Raw genomic sequence first — 16,717 nt, 5'->3', positions numbered from 1 at the left:
GCATCGCCTCCAACGCTTTCATGACCACCACGCTGGCTGCGGCCATCGCCGGTTTTGTCTGGGCGGTGCTGGAGTGGATCACCCGTGGCAAGCCTTCCGTGCTGGGCTTCTGCTCGGGCATTGTGGCAGGTCTGGTAGTGATCACCCCAGGTGCAGGTTTTGTGACGGCCAATGGCGCAGTCATCATGGGCGTGGCAGCCGGTGTGGTGCCATTCATCGCGGTGGCTTACCTGAAGAAGATCCTGGGCTATGACGACGCGCTGGACACCTTTGGTGTGCACGGTGTGGGCGGAACGCTGGGTGCTATTCTCACGGGTGTATTTGCCGATGAGAAGGCCAATGCGATCGTGGCAGGTCTGAAAGAAGGCCTGCTGATGAACCAACTGAAGGCTGTGGCCCTGACGATCGTGTGGAGCGTGACTGCCACGGTGGTCATCACGCTGATTGTGAAACTGCTGGTGGGCCTTCGCCCAACGCAGGAAGTGGAACAGATCGGTCTGGACCTTGCCGAACATGGCGAGTCCGGTTACGAGCATTAAGAATCCGCAGGCAATGCCTGCATGAGGGAAGCCGGAGCGTGAAAACGCTCCGGCTTTTTTTTGTCCAGTCGCCAAGAGGCTTGCCATCGGAAGCAAATGCTGGCTCAGGATAGGGTAGCCATGTCTGCCCCCGATTTTTCAGATGCTGCCTCGCGCCTATGCACGGCCTGTGGCATGTGCTGCAATGGGGTGCTGTTTCACATTGTACGACTGCAGCCGACAGATTCGGTGAAGAGCCTGGAGTCTCTGGGCATGAAGGTGAGCCGTAAAAAGAAGGAGCCGTATTTCAATCAGCCTTGCCGGTTTCTCCGTGAGTGCACTTGCACCATCTACCAGGACCGTCCATCCCGATGCCGTCTTTTTGAATGCACGCAGATCCAGCAAATGGCTAAAGGCGAAACTTCGGAGGCTGAGGCAGCAAGCATTGTGATGCTGACGCGGCAGGCAGTGAGCCGTCTAGAGGCTCTTTTGGAGCAATGGGGAAACCTGGAGAAGCAACTTCCGCTAACAGAACGTTGCAACCAGATGCTGCCACTTGTCTCCCCAGAGGAAAGACTGATCTTGGCCGATGAGATGAGAGGGCTGAACCAGTTGCTCAACCAGCATTTCCGGCTGGAAGCTGTGGAACTGAGCATTTGCTGAGTGCAGGATTGCATCTTGGTCCAATCAGGGGCAAAAAGGGGCCTCATATGCAAACAGTCTCGCTGATCTTCCTGCTGCTGGGCCTGCTCATTGCCGGTGTGCTGGGGACAGAGACAAGGCTGCTTTTTTTCTGGCCTGGTGCCGCAGTGCTGGGGCTCGCGGGATTGGTGGCCACCCTCAAGTGGCGGCTGCGGGTTCTCTTTCCTCCCAGTGATCTTTGTCTGGGGGCCGTTTGCTTGTTCACGGCCTACATCGCTGTGAGGGCGGGGATGTCACCCGTGGCGGCCTATGCCCGTGAAGATCTTTTTGTTCTGGCGGCAGCCTGGGTGGCCTACATCCTCACGGTGACGGCGGCCAGCCATCCGCGTTGGCGATTGGCGGTCTTTGGTGTGCTGCTGCTCCTGGTGGTGGGAAATCTGGCGGTGGGTTTTGTGCATCTGTCAGGGAACTGGCAGTTCCATGTGGTGCCTCATTTTATCCGCACGGCGACGGAAGGAAGGATCGGGGGCTTTTTCGCCAATCCGAACCACCTGGGAGCTTTCTTTTCGATGGTGATCTTCCTTGCCGCCGGCTTTTTGTGTTTTGGCCGCGGGGGGGCGGCGCTGAAAATGTGCCTGGGGTTTCTCATCGTCTCGATGATGATCGGCGTGGCGCTGACGGCTAGCCGTGGGGCACTGACAGGACTGGCCACGGGCGCGGTGATCTTTTCGCTGCTGGCCTTGGGCGTGGTGTGGCAGACTCAGCGGCATTTGTTTTGGAGTTTGTTAGGCGGGGGACTGGTGGTGGGTGTGCTTGGCGGGGCCGTTTTGTGGAAAGTGAATGAGGAGTACCTTCGTGGGCGCGAAATCACCAGTCCCATGGCCAATGATGTGCGGCTGGAGATTTGGGAGGCTGCTTTGGCCCAGCACGCGCAGTCCCCATGGATCGGGGCGGGCAGTCGTATGTTTTATGATGGCAGCGTGCAGTTCCGGTCTGAGGGGCTGCCTGCGTATGCAGGGGATGCGCTCTTTGCCCACAATGAATACCTGCAAATGCTGGCCGATTATGGTTGGGTCGGTCTGGGACTGATGACGCTGGTGGTGCTGACTCATGCCTGGAACGGGGTTTCTTTTCTGAGTTGGTTTGCCCGGCATCGTTTTCTGCAGACGGGGCGCATCCTGAGTAACAATCTGGCCCTTTGTCTGGGAGCCCTGGCCGCACTGACGGCGATGCTGGTGCATGCGGCTTTTGAATTCCAGTTCCACGTGGCCATCCCATCCCTGACCCTGGCTGTGCTGCTGGGCCTGCTGGCAAACCCCGGCTTTGAAGGCTCCGAGCGCCGGGCTATGCGCCTGCCTCCGGTGCGGTTCATGTCAAAGATCCTGTTAGGTCTGGCTTCTTTGCTTCTGCTGGCAGGACCTTGGCTCTATGGGCGCGGGGACTATCATCTGGCACGCGCGCAGATTGCCGAATCCCAGAAGGATTTCTTTGAGGCTTCCCAGCAGCTCAATGCGGCGGTGGAGGCGGATCCTGCCAATGCGGAGGCGCGATACGAACGGGGGCAAACATTGCTGGAAAAACTGAATGCAAGCCAGCGGTCGCCAACGCACCCGGTGCTGAAACGGGCGACGGAAGATCTGGAGGTGGCGGTAAAGCTGAATCCGCATCACTATCTTTATGCCTTGGCTTTGGCGGATGCCTATGACGCGCAAGGCCGCCATGACGAGGCCCTCGTGCAACTGCGCCGGGCGGTTACTCTGGCGCCTCTGCATGAAGAATCGCGCATGGCTCTGGCGGTGCACTGGCATCGGATGGGGCAGTTTGAAAAGGCGGAAGCCGCCTACCTTTGGGCAGGCGAGGCCAAGGCCATGAACGAAGAGGGGACGAGCCGTTGGATTGACAACTATCGCCTGCTGCTGCAGCACGTGACCCTGATGCGTGAGTCGCCTCCTCTTGTCCGCCCATGAAAACCCGTTTTCATCTGAGCCTTAAACGGGTTTTCTGGAGCTTGCTGGTGGTCACTGTCTTGGTGGCCGGTATCATTCTGGGTAGCCATTTCTGGGTGAAAAATGAAGCGCATGAACGGTGCTTTGAAACTGTCTCCGAACTGCCTTCTGCTGACGTGGCTTTGGTCCTTGGCTGCTCACCGAAGATCGGCAGCCTGGAAAACCTGTTTTACCGATATCGCATTCAGGCGGCGGTGGAGCTTTACAAGGCAGACAAGGTAAGGGCCTTCATTGTCAGCGGAGACAATGGCTCGCATCATTATGATGAACCCACGGCTATGAAGGAGTCACTCATCGCCGCAGGAGTGCCGGAACGAAACATCTACTGCGACTATGCCGGGTTCCGCACCTTGGATTCCGTGGTGCGAGCGCAGGCGATTTTTGACCAGAAAAAGTTCATCGTGGTCTCCCAGCGTTTTCATAATGAGCGGGCAGTTTTCCTGGCGCGCCGCCATGGACTTGAGGCAGTGGGTTTGAATGCGCGTGATGTTTCGCGGAAGACGGGGCTGATGACCCATCTGCGTGAATACCTGGCGCGTGTGAATGCCGTGCTGGACGTTACCTTGCTGCAAACGGAACCGAAGTTCTATGGCCCCAAGTTGATCATCCAGCCGTGAGGTGCGGACTTACTTTTTCTTGGCCCGTTGGACTTCAAAGGTCCAGGCTTTCTCTGGATTCATCCGGGCCAAATCTTCCTCGGTGGGGGCACCGCCAAATTGCTTCCAGTATTCCTCGGCAAAGGGATTTAGCTTCGGTCCTTTGGCGGTTTCATTGAGGTCAATCTGACCTTTGAGAGAATCCCACCATTGATCGTAGCTGGTCAGCATGGCTTGGACGACCTCCGGTTTTTCTGCGGCAATGTTACGGGTTTGGGAAGGGTCCGCTTTGAGATCAAAGAGCTGCCAGCCTCCAATGGGTGTTTCTGCTTTGGCTTTGGCGCGTTGCGGGCGTGGTGTTTCACTGACGAGCTGATATTGAGGGGTGCGGATGCTGGCGTTGCGAGTTTTGGCGGCCTGGTAGTCGGTGCCTTTCTGCCAGCGGCCCACGTGGCTGAAAAGGATGCGTTCCTGCCAGTCGGCTTTCGGATTCTGCAGCAGAGGCAGCAGGTTGCGACCCTCGGCTTGGGTTTCCGCACTTGAGGTCAAGGTGGCACCTGCAAGGCCGGCCCAGGTACGAAAGACATCCACATGGGCGGTGAGGGCTGCACAATCTGTAGGGGCCAGCTTGCCGGGCCAGCGCCAGAAGGACATCGCGCGGGTGCCTCCGAACCAAGGGCTGCCTTTGGAGCCTCGCATGTCCGCGTTGTAAACTTTCACACCGGCGGTGCCGCCATTGTCATTGATGAAAACCACCAGAGTGTTTTGGGCAATGCCCCATTCATCCAGCTTGGCGATGAGTCGGCCGACGTTTTCGTCAATGTTATGGATCATGCCAAAGAAATTGGCGACGTCATCATCGGGCACCTTGCCTTCGTAGAGGGCTTTGTCCTCGGGACGCGCGATGTAGGGGCCGTGCGGGGCATTGGTGGCGATGTGACAGTAAAACGGCGTGCCACCCTTGACGGATTCGATCCATTGAGTCGCCTGGGAAAAGAACACATCCGTGCAGTAACCCTTGGTTTTGACGAACTTGTCGTTATGCAGGATGGCTGGGTCGAAATATTTGTTGCCTGGGGCATCTCCACAACTGCCTGGGTAGCTCTGGCCGATGCCGCCACCGCCATGGATGAACTGTTCATCAAAGCCTCGGGCACGGGGGCGGTATTCGGGTTCATCTCCCAGGTGCCATTTGCCAAAGATGCCAGTGGTGTAACCTGCCGTTTTCAGCACCTGGGCGATGGTGGTTGCCTTGGGATCCAGGCGTTCCCGTTCCAGGATCGTATGAGTGATGCCATTGCGAAACTCATGTCGTCCGGTCAGGATAGCGCTTCGAGTGGGAGCACAGGTGGGGCTGACGACGAAGTCTGAAAAGCGCACGCTTTCACTGCGCAGCTTGTCGAGATGAGGGGTTTTGAGAATCGGGTTGCCGTGTGCAGACAGGTCCCCGTAGCCTTGATCATCGGTGAGGATGAAGACAATGTTAGGCCGGGTGCCTGCTAGATCGGCGAGGGCTGCGCCTGTGAGGCTGAGGAGACAAAGGAAAATGCAGCGGATCATGCGAACCGTTGAAACGATGGGATCGTGGCAAAGATTACGCGAAAGTTCAGGCCAGTCTCAGTCTTCCCAGACCTTGAGCAGTTCGACTTCAAAGATCAGGGTTTCATTTGGGGCGATCTCAATGCCAGACCCCTTGCTGCCATACCCGAGTTTCGGCGGGACAAAGAAGCGAAATTTCGCACCTTCTTTCATGAGCTGAACGCCTTCTTTCCAGCCTTTGATGACACGCTTTAAAGGAAACTCAGCGGGTTCATCGCGGCGGTAGGAACTGTCGAACTCAGCACCATTGATCAGCGTGCCACGATAATGCACGACCACGGTGTCTTTCAAGGTGGGGCTCTTACCGGTGCCTTCCTGGAGAACCAGGTATTGAAGACCACTGGCTGTCGTGATGACACCAGGTTGCGTGGCGTTTTTTGCGAGGAATGCTTTGCCGAGTTCGAGAGGGGAATGACCTGCCATGGGGGAATGTGGTGGCCCGGCCGGGATACGGCGTGAGGCGTTTAGACACACTTTCATGCCGTGAATCTGCAAAGTTTCAATGCATCCGTTTTCCGCTGCACTAGATTTGACCAGATTTCTTGACTGCATGCTCCAGTTCCACACCTTCATTACCTGGGCCCTGATGGGGCTGATCTGGCATGTCCAGATCGTCCAGTACCCGTTGTTTATGGACGTGGGAAGGGAGAGTTTTGATCGCTACCACTGCGGTCACTGTCTGCGTATCGCCTTTGTGGTGGTGCCATTGATGCTGCTGGAGGCAGCGACGGGGGCCTGGCTGTTTTGGCTGGGCGAACGGTCGCCAGTTTTCTTGTGGAGCCTGGTTTTTATGGTGGCGGTCTGGCTCTCGACCTTTTTCATCCAGGTGCCGATTCACAGTCAACTCACGCAAGGTGGCTGGTCTGCCGATGTGATTCAGAAACTCGTCAGGACGAATTGGCTGCGCACTGTAGCCTGGACTGTCCGGGGAGTGCTTGTGGGTTCGATGTGCATCGGGTGACAAAAAAGCCCGGTTGCGATAAACACAACCGGGCTGGGATTCTTTAGCTGCTGAGCGTGTGATTATCGGGCGATCCATTGGACGCCGTCCAGGACGACGTAGCCATCGGTGCCTGCGGTGCTGATGCTGACTTCGGCCTCGGTGCCGAATTCAAAGGTGCCCAGAGACACGCCCAGGCCATCGAAGTCTCCGTCCTTTTTCTCGTTCACGGTGACCTTGGTTTCACCGGCGGCGTGCTTCACGGTGACGGGGACATTGCTAGCGCGGTTGTTGTTAGGCGCGTAGGCAAAAATCACTTCGTAGCGACCAGCCTTTGGCAGCTTGGCGCGGAAGGCGGCGGTGTTTTCGCCTTTGGCGCTGTTGCCATCATGGCTGTAACCATTGCCGATGAATTTCTTCGCGGCTCCGCCTTCCTGCCAGTGGCCCGCTTTGAGGGCCTGCTCGTCATCCACGACCACGCCCTTCATGCCTTTGGGGTCCAGGCCACGTGCACTCTTAGGGCCGGTGTATTCGAGGATTTGGCCATCTTTGAGCAACTGCTCACGCAGCTTGGCATAAGGGACCTTTTGCACAGGCAGGTCGCCATCAATGGCCAGCACCGCAGCGCTGGCGGCCGATTGACCCAGGATCATGAACACGGGCTCCATGCGGATGGAGCCATAGGCGATGTGGCTGGCGGACATGGCCACTGGGACCAGGAGGTTAGAGCCCTGGCCTTCTTTCGGAACCAAAGAACCGTATGCGATCTCATAGGGGCCATTCGTGCTCACACCGATGTCGCCTTCGTTCTGCACATACCCTTCAGCGGTGATGTGGCGCTGCACATTGTGGCTATCAATGGTGTAGCTGCCCATGCCCACGGATTCAGGCGTGGGCTTCATTTTGCGCAGCTCGTTTTCGGTCATCACAAAGTGGCCGATCATGCGGCGTGCTTCACGGATGTAAAGCTGGTGGGACCAGTTGCCATTGTCGGTGAACTCATCCTTGGGCAGGCCCCAGGTGTTCAGTTCCTTCTGCAGTTCTTTAGGTACGCGAGGATCATTGGCGACGAACCAAAGCAGACCCTGCTGATAGGTGCGGTGCTCCGCGATGATTTCGCGGCGGCGCTCATAGCTCGCTTCGGGGTAGTCGTAGTTATAGCCGATGTTGTCGAAGCTGAAGGGGCCGTGGTTGTTTGTGTCCGTCTTGTGATTAGGGATCGGATCAAACTTTTCGAAAAACTCACCCCAGCCGGTATTCAGCACGCGCAGTAGCAGTTCATACTGGTTAGCATCGTAGCCTTCAGGTTTGGGGAAGGGGATGCGGTTGGCCGGGTCATTGGTGTAGCAGGCGCGGAAACAGTAAGCTTGCACGCGTTTGTCGCCTTCGCCTTTCACACCAGGATCTTCCGTGCTGATGCGGGCCAGCACGCCGCTTTTCGGATCGCCTGGGATCTTGTAAGGGCTGATGGGTTCCTTCACAGCACCGAAGTGGTGGCGGTGATGCAGCACGCCCACCTGGATGCCATTGTGCTCTTCGCCATACACGCTGTTGGCCTCGCGACCCACGTGGTAATCTGCACCGGCTGCGGCCATGAGGTCGCCCTCATAGGTGGTATCAATGAACATCTTGCCTGCATAGGTGTTGCCATCCAGCGTGGTGATGGAGACGATCTTGTCTCCCTCCTTTTTCACGCCTTTGGCGCGGTCCAGCCAGGCATCACGCACCACGGTGATGTTTTGTTCTTTGATCCAGGCTTCGAAGATCTTTTCCGCTGCGCTGGGTTCAAAGATCCACATCGTGCGGTTCTCGCCGTCCATGGCCGGGGTGCCTTGGCCTTTGTTGCCATATTCGCTTTTCTTCTGCTGCACCCAGGATTCGTCCTTCTGGTAGTGCATGTAGATGCGATGATAAAACTCGCGGGACAGGCCGCCGATGACCGCTTTGTTGCCCGTATCGGTAAAACCGAGACCGCCACTGCTGAGGCCGCCGAGGTGTTTGTCCGGGCTGACGATGATGACGGATTTGCCCATCTTCTTCACCTGCACAGCCGAGGTGATGGCCGCGCAAGTGCCGCCATAGATCACGACATCGTGCTCCGAGGTGGCCGCCTGGGCGGCGAGATTGAAGGACAAAAGGGCGAAGAGGCAGGTTGGGACTCTCATGAGGGGTGTAATCGGCCAGAAGGAGGTGCTTTGTCAACCTTACGGGGGACTTTGCGCTCCGCCTTTCGTGGGCTTTCGAAATATGCACAGGTAGGCAATCGGAAAGACCATGAGAATGAAGGCCCCAAATGCATACACGGCCCACATGGGCGTGGCTGGAGTCGGTTTAGCTGGAGGCACCTGGAAAAACTCTTCTGCGACGAAGCCCGTGTCATAAAGGTAGTCAGGCTCTGTCTGACTGAAGGGCACCTGCATGCGCAAATCTCCCTGCTCGTAGGTCGCCTGGATTGTAGCCAGTTCTCCCCACTGGGAAAGACCTGTGAACTCCATCCAGACATTGGCAATGACCTCAGGCCAGGGCAGAACAAAAGTCACATCCACGGCGCGTTCCACTTCGCGCAGGTCCACGCTATTTACCGAGGGCCAAAGCGGTTCAAACTCGGCGATACCTCCCAGCTTGGCTGATTTTTCGTTGAGGCGCAGCATGAAATGCTCCTGGAGGAATCTGGCGATCTCGGGTTTTGCAGCCTCCAGTTCCGAAGGAGCCAAACGATGATCCCCGTCCAGATCAAGGCTGACCATTTTCCCCAGCGTGAACAGATTCAGGGTGAAGCGGAATTCTAACTCTTGCTTCTCCACCTTCACCCGCAGCGGTGTGACATCGGCAGGATGGGCCTGCGATGTCAGGGGGAGGCAAAATACGAACAAGGGCAAAAGCCACTTCATGGTCTCATCATGGGGCATTCCTCGCCAGAATGAAAGGCTCACGATCACCCCTTCGTTCACCTTTGTATCCTTATGCGCCTCGTCACCACGCTGTCTCTTTTGTCTCTCACCACCGCCCTGGCTGACTGGCCGCAATGGCGTGGTCCTTCACGTGATGGAGTCTCCAACGATACCACGCCCATTGCTGAAAGCTTTCCTGAAGCCGGCCCAACCAAGGTGTGGGAAAGCGACTTCATCCCTAGTGATCACCTCGGTGGCCACGGCAGTCCTATCATCGCGGGAGAGCAGGCGTTTATCTCCGTGGTCTGGCATGACAAGGTGCCTTCAGAGCAGCGTGAGATCGATAGCGAGGTGATGCAGCAAATGAACTACCGCGGCGTCTCACCAGAGCTGATGAAAAAGATGGAGGCGGACCGCCTTTCCATGCCAGCCATGCGCGGATCCAAACTGGACGAGTGGCTGGCAGCCTGGCGCAAAGAAAACCTGACTGCCAAAGAGGATGTCAGCCTGGGCAAATGGGCGGAGTCCCGCTTCAAAGCCGGGAAGACGGCATTGCCATTGGAAGAACTGAGCCGGGTGGCCAAGCGTGAAGGCAAACCCTTCGCCAATGTGGATGAGCTGAAACAATGGATGGAAGACGAGAAATTCTCCCAACCAGTCAAAGACAAGCTGATGACCGCTGTGCCCAATACGATCAAGGTGGCCAAGGACGTCGTCGTCTGCCTGGACCTAAACACAGGCAAACAGGCGTGGAAATTCGAGGTCGAGGGTAAGCCGACAGGCCGCAGCTCCAGCAGCACAGCGGCGGTGATGGATGAAAAAGTGTATGCCGCTGGCAGCACGCATCTCTATTGCCTGAACCAAAAGGATGGCAAAATGATTTGGAAGGCCGCTCTACCTGCCGGTGGACCTGCGGCCTCACCTTTAGTTGTGGGTGATCGCGTTTACATGGCCGCTGGTCGTGCCCAGGCCTTTTCCACCAAAGATGGACAATTGCTGTGGGAGCAAAAGGAAGCGAAGGGCAACACGGGCAGCCCCACTCTGTGGACACCGGCTTCTGGAACTCCGGTGCTGCTGATTGTCGGTGCCAATGCCGTGTATGGTCTCTCCCCGGCGGATGGTAAAGTGCAATGGACGGTGGAAGGCGGTGGCCAGTCCACCCCGGTGACGCAGGGAGATTGGCTGGTCGTTTACAGCGGTGCAAAAGATGTGGGGCTGAGGGCCTATCAATACGTTAAAGAAGCTGCGCCGAAGGCAGCTTGGTCACACTTCTGGGTGACCATGCGATACAGTGGCAGCCCCATCATTCATGAGGGGCACGTCTATCTCACCTGCGGCGGCAAACACCAGTGTGTGGAACTGGCCAGCGGCAAGGTGACCTGGCTGGAAAATGAGGTCAACAGCACCATCACCTCTCCTATCATTGCCGACGGCAAGCTCATCGTTTACGAAAACAATGGCAGCCACCTGCGCGTGGTGAAGGCGGTGCCGGGGGCCTATCAGCAACTGGCACGCGTGAAGGTGGAGGGCATGGGCTGCTCATCCCCAGCCCTCAGTCACGGCAAGCTCATTGTTAGGCAGCGGGAGAAGCTGGTGTGTTTTGACATGCGTCCAAAGCAGTGACCATGAACCGACTGATTTCTTTGAAAATGTGGAAGTCGTTTGCTCCCATGACGTGGCTGGCCCCGCTGGTGGCCTGCCTGTTTTTCACGCTGATCTCATCCGGCTGGGCGGAAGAAAAAGCGGCGAGTCCCCTTGTGATGCTGGTCGTCGAGCGCCTGTCCTGGATGGATGAAGTGGCTGAGGTGAAGCGGGCGAAGGCTGCGCCTGTGGTCGATCCTGTGCGGGAGGAGGCGCTGCTTCAGGCTATGGAAAAACAAGGGAAGGAAGCAGGGCTGCCACCGGAGCGGGTGCGGCAGTTCTTCGCTGGCCAGATCTTGGCCGCCAAAGCCTTTCAGGAGGACTGGCTATCCCGACCGAAACCCGCTGCGTGGCAGGGGCGTCCCCTGCCGGATCTCACCACAGAAGTGCGGCCGCGTCTGGATGACATCGGCCGACGAATGATCTCTGCCTTGACGCAAGGTCGGCAGTCCGGCGATGCGGAGGTGATTGTGCGTCAGGCGCGCGAGACCTTGCAGAAACAGGGGTATGCAGAGGCTGTCATCAATCCTGCCATCAAGGGGCTCAAGGCAGGCCTTGGGCGCAGGCCCTAACAAAAAATGCCGGACAAGGAATAGCCCTCGTCCGGCATTTGATGAAGCGTTCTTTAGAACGTGTGAATGAACAGGCCGGAGCGCAGCTTGGGCTCAAACCAAGTGCTCTTTGGTGGCATGATCTGGGTGGCATCGGAGATCGCCATGAGCTGGTCCACCGTCACCGGATACATGCTGAAAGCCACGGCATGGTCACCGCCGTCCACCAGCTTTTCCAGTTCCGCTGTGCCACGGATGCCGCCGATGAAGTCAATTCGCTTGCTGGTGCGCGGATCATCAATGCCCAGGAGCGGCTTCAGCAGATTGTCCTGCAGGATGCTGACATCCAGTTGATCAATCGGGCTGGCTTCAGCATCCGCCTTCCATTCCAGGTCATACCACTGACCCGCCAAATACATGCTGGCATGCCCAGGCTTGGTCGGGGATTTTTCTTCGGTTTTGGTGACCTTGAAAATCTTGCCCACTGCTGCCAGATAACCGTCGTGATCGTGACCATTGAGGTCTTTGACTGCACGGTTGTAAGGCAGGATGTTCAGCTCATTTCCAGGGAATAGCACGCAGAGGAACCAGTTGTAATCTTCCGTGCCATTGTGCTCAGGATTGGAGGCTTTGCGCTGCTTGCCCACGCGGAAAGCACTGGCGGCGCGGTGATGGCCATCGGCCACATAAGCGGCTGGCACCTGATGGGCAAAGAGCTGCTCAATGTCCGCACAGGTACCCACAGGCAGACGCCAGACCTGATGCCGGACACCATCGGGAGCAGTGAAGTCATGCACCGGGTCATTGTTCAGCCGGAAGTCGTGGACGATCAGATCAATGGCGGGCACGCCACGGTAAGTCAGGAAAATGGGGCCAGTATTGGCGCTCAAAGAGTCCACCAGACGGGTGCGGTCATCCTCTTTGTCCTGGCGGGTCTTTTCGTGTTTCTTGATGACGTCGTTCTCGTAGTCTTCCGTATGGCAGACGCCCACAAGGCCGGTCTGACTGTGCTCGCCAATCGTCTGACGGTAGAGGTAAAGGCTGGGGGCCGTCTCACGCAGCAGGGCACCTTCGGCCTGAAGCTTTTCGAAATTCTCGCGGGCCTTGACATAAACCTCAGCGGAGTAGGGATCGACATCCAGAGGCAGGTCAATCTCGGCACGGTCCACGTGCAGAAGGTTCAGCGGCTTGTCATGGGCGAGGGCGTAGGACTCCTCACGATTGACAACATCGTAAGGCACGGCCGCGACATCGGCGGCGTGTTCAGGGGCAGGGACGAGACCTTGGAAGGAACGAAAGCGCATGGGAGGAGCATCCTTGGCGGGGGCAGGGGAGGCGTCAAGCGACGGGGTGGACGTTTTGCAAAGTCCAGACTCCCGGCAGCATACCCTCACTTTTGGTAAGGTCGCACCGTCGGTGGCTGCCTGAGCCACGCATAAATATCGCCGCTCATGCAGTCAGTCGCGGCCTGATAGAAGTCCTGCATGTGGTAGGCCCAGATGGTTCCCAGCCCTACCTGGGTGCTGCGCAAGGTTTGCTGCAAAAGCGGGTGCTGAAAGATCTTTTCATTTCGGTCTCTCACCAGATCGGCCTCTCGATAGGTCACAAACTGGTAAAAAGCTTCCGTTCTTACCTCATCGCCCTGTTTCGTCGGTTGGTGATACTCTTTGCTGTAGCGGTAGGGCACACCCATCTGCATCTCCACATGGTGAACGATGCTGCATGTATGCTGAGGCGGCAGCGCCAGGCTGAGAAACCAGGCATTCCGCTGGATCATGCGGTCGAAGGGGGTGCCGGGCCCATACGCGTGACGGGTGCAGTTTCCACACAGGAGCGCTGCATCCTGCCCCAGGGCAGTGACGGAGGCAAAGGCATGAAACTGTCGCACGCTGCCGTTTTGTCGGCGCAGGTGCTCGGTCAGGGGGCCGCGCTCACTGGGAGTTGTTGCCGGATCAAAAAGGTGGTCCGTATTGCACAGGGAAAAGCTATGGGTGGGTACGGCTAGCGTGCCTGTTTCACCCACGGCGGATTGCAGGCTGGCGAGATGGGCTTCCAGAGTCCTGGTCTTATCAAAGCTTTCGTGGAATCCAAAATTGCCTGCATTCCCTGTGAAATACAGGGTGTCGCCGCCGCGAATGCCGATCTCGCCATAAGCCAGTCGCAGATCCTCGGTGGTGTAATGAGCTTTGGATTTCATGCGGCAGCCAGGGTAGGAGGCGGGGCTTCGGGCAGGCTCAGCAACTGGTGGGCATGCAGCGTCTCAAAGGCCTGAAAAAGCTCCCAGGCAGGGCGACCGAGGATATTGGCAATATCTATGAGATCATGCTGCCCGTCGCTGTAGGCCATGATGTCCACCAGCACCCGTGAACCCGCCGCAATGCCCTTCCTGCCAATCGTGGGATAAAGCTGCCTGCGCATGAGCTGGGGTTCGCACAGCACCGTGGTGGTGTAAGTGAGCGTTTGCTCCAGACAGTCCATACAATGGCGCAGCACATGAAGGGCCCCTTGCAGACCGGATTCGGTGACTACGGTGAGATCATCCAACGAAGTATGGTATTCCGGGTAGCTGCCATAGCGCGTACGCATGACGGAGCAGACTGGAAGGTCCACCCCCGGCCAGCAAAACTGACGCTCATCACTGCCGCGTTTCAGGTAGCTGTAGCGGACGTAGTCAGGTTGCAAATGCTTCAGCACATGCTGGGCCACCTTGTCTGCCAGGGTATTGCCCAATCTTGATTCCAAATAGGAATACGCGCGGTCATCCCCCACACAGCTCAGCACAAATCCCGCAATCACATGCGACTTCAAATGCTCCAAATGCTGAGAGAGATACACAATGGCACCGATGGTTTCAGGAATGAAAATGATCCGGTAGGTACATCGCCTGTCAGGCAGGGCCTGAAGATAGCGGGCCAAAAAGGTGGTGACCACTGGGCCTGAAATCTCATTGTTCGCCAAAGACGGATGGCAGATGTACGTGGACAGCAAAACTTCACGGTCTGTGCTGCCGGGAATGATGAGCTCTCCATACGTCAGATGCCCCTTTTTCAGGGTCGAACGGATGATGGCCCGATATTGCCCCTGCGGCAGATTTTGACGCACTTGGTGAGTAATGCAAAAGCCCCAGTTGCGCTTGTAGTAGGCGGTGATGTAGGGGATGGCTTCCGGGAGATTGGGCTCCGAGTGCAAATGGGGCTGCAGCTCTTCCAGGCTCAGTTCCAGGTCCACGGGCTCAGAGTAGCTGACCACGTGCAGATTGTTCACTGCGAAATCGGCGATCACCCTGCCATTTGGCGCGATGAGCTGGGCCTCGCTGATGTTCCACTCTTCGGGAACCTGCCAGTCAAAGCATTGCGTGCCAGTGGGCACTTCGACCATCCGCAGCATGGGCAGGTACTCTTGAAGAATCCTGATTGTTTGGCGCACACCATCACCCGTGATGCTGCGGCAGATGGGAAACAGGCGCTGGGCCAGATCATGCATGCCTGAGGGACTGCACTCTGGCGTTTCCGGACATGGGGCTTGCGCACTCATGCAGGTATTTTTTCCGCGATGTCCCGCAGCGTCCGCAAGTCCTTGATCTCAGCTTCGGTGAACTCCAGGTCATACTTCTCCTGCACCGCCAGCAGCAAGGCCATTTTGTCGAGCGAGTCCACGCCGATTTCGCCCAGCGGACGGTCACCGTCATCATCGGTGTGGAGTTTGGCTTCAGGCACCGCTTCTTGCAGCAGATCTAGCAGAGTGGGGGGGATGGTTTTCATTGGGGGGAAAGGAGATTTTAGTCCTGCCATTCGAGAAGGGCCGAAGCATAGGAAAGCCCGACGCCAAATCCGGAGAGGAGAATGCGGGCGGGCCGTTGGCCGAGGTGCTGTTCCAGCAGGAGGGGGATGGCTGACGAAACGGTGTTACCGATGCCTTCCAGATAAACCGGGGCCTTGCTGGCGCTCAGGTGCAGGCGCTCACGGATTTTTTCGACGATGTAACGACTGCCCTGATGCAGGGCCACGAGGTCCACTTCGTTCAGCGTCAGTTGGCGTTTGTCCAGCAGAGCCCGAATCTGTCGGGGCACCTGGGTGAGGGCAAAATTGAAAACCTCGCGACCGTTCATGTGCAGTTTGCCGCTCCGGTTATGGATCGCCTCTCCACCCTTGCCCTGCGTGCCAAACAAAATGTCTGTCATCGCCCAGCCAGGGCCGTTGGCTTCCAGCAAGGTGACGGTGGCGGCATCGCCAAAGAGAAGGCTGGTGGCTTGATCGGTGGCATCGACAATTTCCGAATAGGGATCGCAGGTGAAAAAGAGGCCGCGCTGGATGCCATGGACTTGCATGAAAGCCATCACCACCGAAAGCCCATACACGTAGCCGGAACAGCCCAAGGACAAATCAAAGCACGCACAGGAATCGGGCAGTCCGAGCTTGCCATGGACCACGGCCGAAGTGTGGGGGATTCCGTGACCGTCGGGGGTTTGCGTACAGACGATCAGCGCCCCAATGTCATCCAGAGAGACGCCTCTGGTCTCCAGATTTTTTGCAGCGGCCACGCACAGGTCGGAAGTCTGCTGGCCGGGTTCTTTAACAGCCAGCTCCAGCGTGCCTAGTTTTTCTTTGAGGAACGTTGCATCGTAGCCAAAGCCGCTGCATCGCACCAACGTGCTTTCCCTGAAGACCGGGACATGCACTGCAATGTGTTTGATGCGAATGCTGGGGATCATGCGGCCAGGGAGAAATAGATGTTCCCGATCGTTTCACCTCCGCAGGAAATGCTGCTTCGGGTGAATCGGCCTCCCAGCACCTGGTTCAATTTCACAGTGACTTCGCCCGCAGTGGACTCAGGCAACGCCCGCTTGAGTTCCAGCCTGGCAAACAGCCATTGGGTGGCTGGCGCAGGCAGCGCGAGCAAATGCAGATGCTTGTTCAGAAAGACTACTTGTTCGATGGGGGTTCCTGCACTGTTGGCTGGCAGGGTGGCAGTCCGGGCGTTTGGATCCACCATGGCGGTGGCCACCACCTCAGCCTCGCGGCAGGGCAGTCTCGTGGCGACTTCGCGGCTGCTCTCCATCAGCATCCAGTACTGGGCTTCGGCCCCTCTGCCTATGCGGACATCGCCGCGAAAGCGAGTGCTCTCACGTTGTGTGGCAATCTGGCTTTCGCTGGCGGGAATGAGGTCTGGTTGCCTGAGGAGCTGGGAATGGAAAGACAGGCTGATAGCGGCGTCACATTCCTGTTCCCTGATTTGACTAACAATGAGTGTGTAAATATCTGTGCCGTGGATGTAGCTCCTCTTTCCACGAAAGGCGAGATCAAGGGGGTGACTTTGTTCCATGGTGTTTTGAC

General features: G+C 57.4%; 17 protein-coding genes. 7 read left to right on the top strand and 10 right to left on the bottom strand.

The window, feature by feature from the left end; all coding sequences use genetic code 11:
* The 4 genes from ABEB25_RS20565 to ABEB25_RS20550 all read left to right on the top strand — a co-directional run.
* On the top strand, positions 1-539 hold a 539-nt coding region (locus tag ABEB25_RS20565; protein ID WP_425572106.1), incomplete at its 5' end, for an ammonium transporter.
* Between the two features lie 120 nt (positions 540-659).
* Complete coding sequence (locus tag ABEB25_RS20560) at positions 660-1,181, top strand: YkgJ family cysteine cluster protein (protein ID WP_345738322.1); 522 nt, start codon at positions 660-662, stop codon at positions 1,179-1,181.
* A 47-nt stretch (positions 1,182-1,228) separates the two neighbouring features.
* The gene (locus ABEB25_RS20555; protein ID WP_345738321.1) at positions 1,229-3,127 is read left to right on the top strand and encodes an O-antigen ligase family protein; all 1,899 of its coding nucleotides are present in this window, start codon (positions 1,229-1,231) and stop codon (positions 3,125-3,127) included.
* Positions 3,124-3,783, top strand: a complete 660-nt coding sequence (locus ABEB25_RS20550) for a SanA/YdcF family protein (protein WP_345738320.1) — start codon at positions 3,124-3,126, stop codon at positions 3,781-3,783. The genes ABEB25_RS20555 and ABEB25_RS20550 overlap by 4 nt, the downstream gene beginning before the upstream one ends.
* A gap of 9 nt (positions 3,784-3,792) precedes the next feature.
* Here the strand turns inward: ABEB25_RS20550 and ABEB25_RS20545 are convergent, their stop codons facing one another.
* Both ABEB25_RS20545 and bamJ read right to left on the bottom strand, forming a co-directional pair.
* Positions 3,793-5,322 carry an arylsulfatase gene (locus ABEB25_RS20545; RefSeq protein ID WP_345738319.1) on the bottom strand — a complete coding sequence of 510 codons (1,530 nt, stop codon included), beginning with the start codon at positions 5,320-5,322 and terminating at the stop codon, positions 3,793-3,795.
* 57 nt (positions 5,323-5,379) lie between these two features.
* On the bottom strand, positions 5,380-5,784 hold the full coding sequence (gene bamJ, locus ABEB25_RS20540; protein ID WP_345738318.1) for a BamJ family beta-barrel-assembly machinery protein: 405 nt from the start codon (positions 5,782-5,784) through the stop codon (positions 5,380-5,382).
* 127 nt (positions 5,785-5,911) lie between these two features.
* On the opposite strand from bamJ, the gene ABEB25_RS20535 reads away from it, so the two are divergent.
* On the top strand, positions 5,912-6,322 hold the full coding sequence (locus ABEB25_RS20535; protein ID WP_345738317.1) for a hypothetical protein: 411 nt from the start codon (positions 5,912-5,914) through the stop codon (positions 6,320-6,322).
* Positions 6,323-6,384: 62 nt separating this feature from the next.
* Here ABEB25_RS20535 and ABEB25_RS20530 read toward each other — a convergent pair whose 3' ends face one another.
* Positions 6,385-8,466, bottom strand: a complete 2,082-nt coding sequence (locus ABEB25_RS20530; RefSeq protein WP_345738316.1) for an FAD-dependent oxidoreductase — start codon at positions 8,464-8,466, stop codon at positions 6,385-6,387.
* Between the two features lie 39 nt (positions 8,467-8,505).
* Positions 8,506-9,192 (bottom strand): hypothetical protein, encoded by a 687-nt coding sequence (locus tag ABEB25_RS20525; protein ID WP_345738315.1) that lies wholly within the window; start codon positions 9,190-9,192, stop codon positions 8,506-8,508.
* A gap of 72 nt (positions 9,193-9,264) precedes the next feature.
* Here ABEB25_RS20525 and ABEB25_RS20520 point away from each other — a divergent pair, with 72 nt between their 5' ends.
* A complete protein-coding gene (locus ABEB25_RS20520; RefSeq protein ID WP_345738314.1) occupies positions 9,265-10,815 on the top strand; it encodes a PQQ-binding-like beta-propeller repeat protein in 1,551 nt (516 codons plus the stop codon).
* A gap of 2 nt (positions 10,816-10,817) precedes the next feature.
* Entirely contained in the window at positions 10,818-11,405 is a 588-nt protein-coding gene (gene aroQ / locus ABEB25_RS20515; protein ID WP_345738313.1) for a gamma subclass chorismate mutase AroQ, read from the top strand.
* Between the two features lie 53 nt (positions 11,406-11,458).
* On the opposite strand, the gene ABEB25_RS20510 is transcribed toward aroQ, so the two are convergent.
* The 6 genes from ABEB25_RS20510 to ABEB25_RS20485 all read right to left on the bottom strand — a co-directional run bounded on the left by ABEB25_RS20510 (position 11,459) and on the right by ABEB25_RS20485 (position 16,706).
* Positions 11,459-12,688: a DUF1015 domain-containing protein gene (locus ABEB25_RS20510; protein ID WP_345738312.1), complete on the bottom strand. Its 1,230-nt coding sequence runs from the start codon at positions 12,686-12,688 to the stop codon at positions 11,459-11,461.
* A gap of 86 nt (positions 12,689-12,774) precedes the next feature.
* Entirely contained in the window at positions 12,775-13,581 is an 807-nt protein-coding gene (locus ABEB25_RS20505; protein WP_345738311.1) for an AAC(3) family N-acetyltransferase, read from the bottom strand.
* Complete coding sequence (locus ABEB25_RS20500) at positions 13,578-14,867, bottom strand: DUF4910 domain-containing protein (RefSeq protein WP_345738310.1); 1,290 nt, start codon at positions 14,865-14,867, stop codon at positions 13,578-13,580. The genes ABEB25_RS20505 and ABEB25_RS20500 overlap by 4 nt, the downstream gene beginning before the upstream one ends.
* Before the next feature lie 47 nt (positions 14,868-14,914).
* Positions 14,915-15,145 carry an acyl carrier protein gene (locus ABEB25_RS20495; RefSeq protein ID WP_345738309.1) on the bottom strand — a complete coding sequence of 77 codons (231 nt, stop codon included), beginning with the start codon at positions 15,143-15,145 and terminating at the stop codon, positions 14,915-14,917.
* Positions 15,146-15,162: 17 nt separating this feature from the next.
* Positions 15,163-16,095, bottom strand: a complete 933-nt coding sequence (locus tag ABEB25_RS20490; RefSeq protein WP_345738308.1) for a 3-oxoacyl-ACP synthase III family protein — start codon at positions 16,093-16,095, stop codon at positions 15,163-15,165.
* Positions 16,092-16,706 (bottom strand): hypothetical protein, encoded by a 615-nt coding sequence (locus ABEB25_RS20485; protein WP_345738307.1) that lies wholly within the window; start codon positions 16,704-16,706, stop codon positions 16,092-16,094. The genes ABEB25_RS20490 and ABEB25_RS20485 overlap by 4 nt, the downstream gene beginning before the upstream one ends.
* Between the last annotated feature and the right edge of the window lie 11 nt (positions 16,707-16,717).

The organism is Prosthecobacter algae (assembly GCF_039542385.1).
Taxonomy (GTDB): domain Bacteria; phylum Verrucomicrobiota; class Verrucomicrobiia; order Verrucomicrobiales; family Verrucomicrobiaceae; genus Prosthecobacter; species Prosthecobacter algae.
The sequence above is the reverse complement of the archived record's forward strand: the minus strand, read 5'-3'. Positions and strand labels throughout refer to the sequence as shown.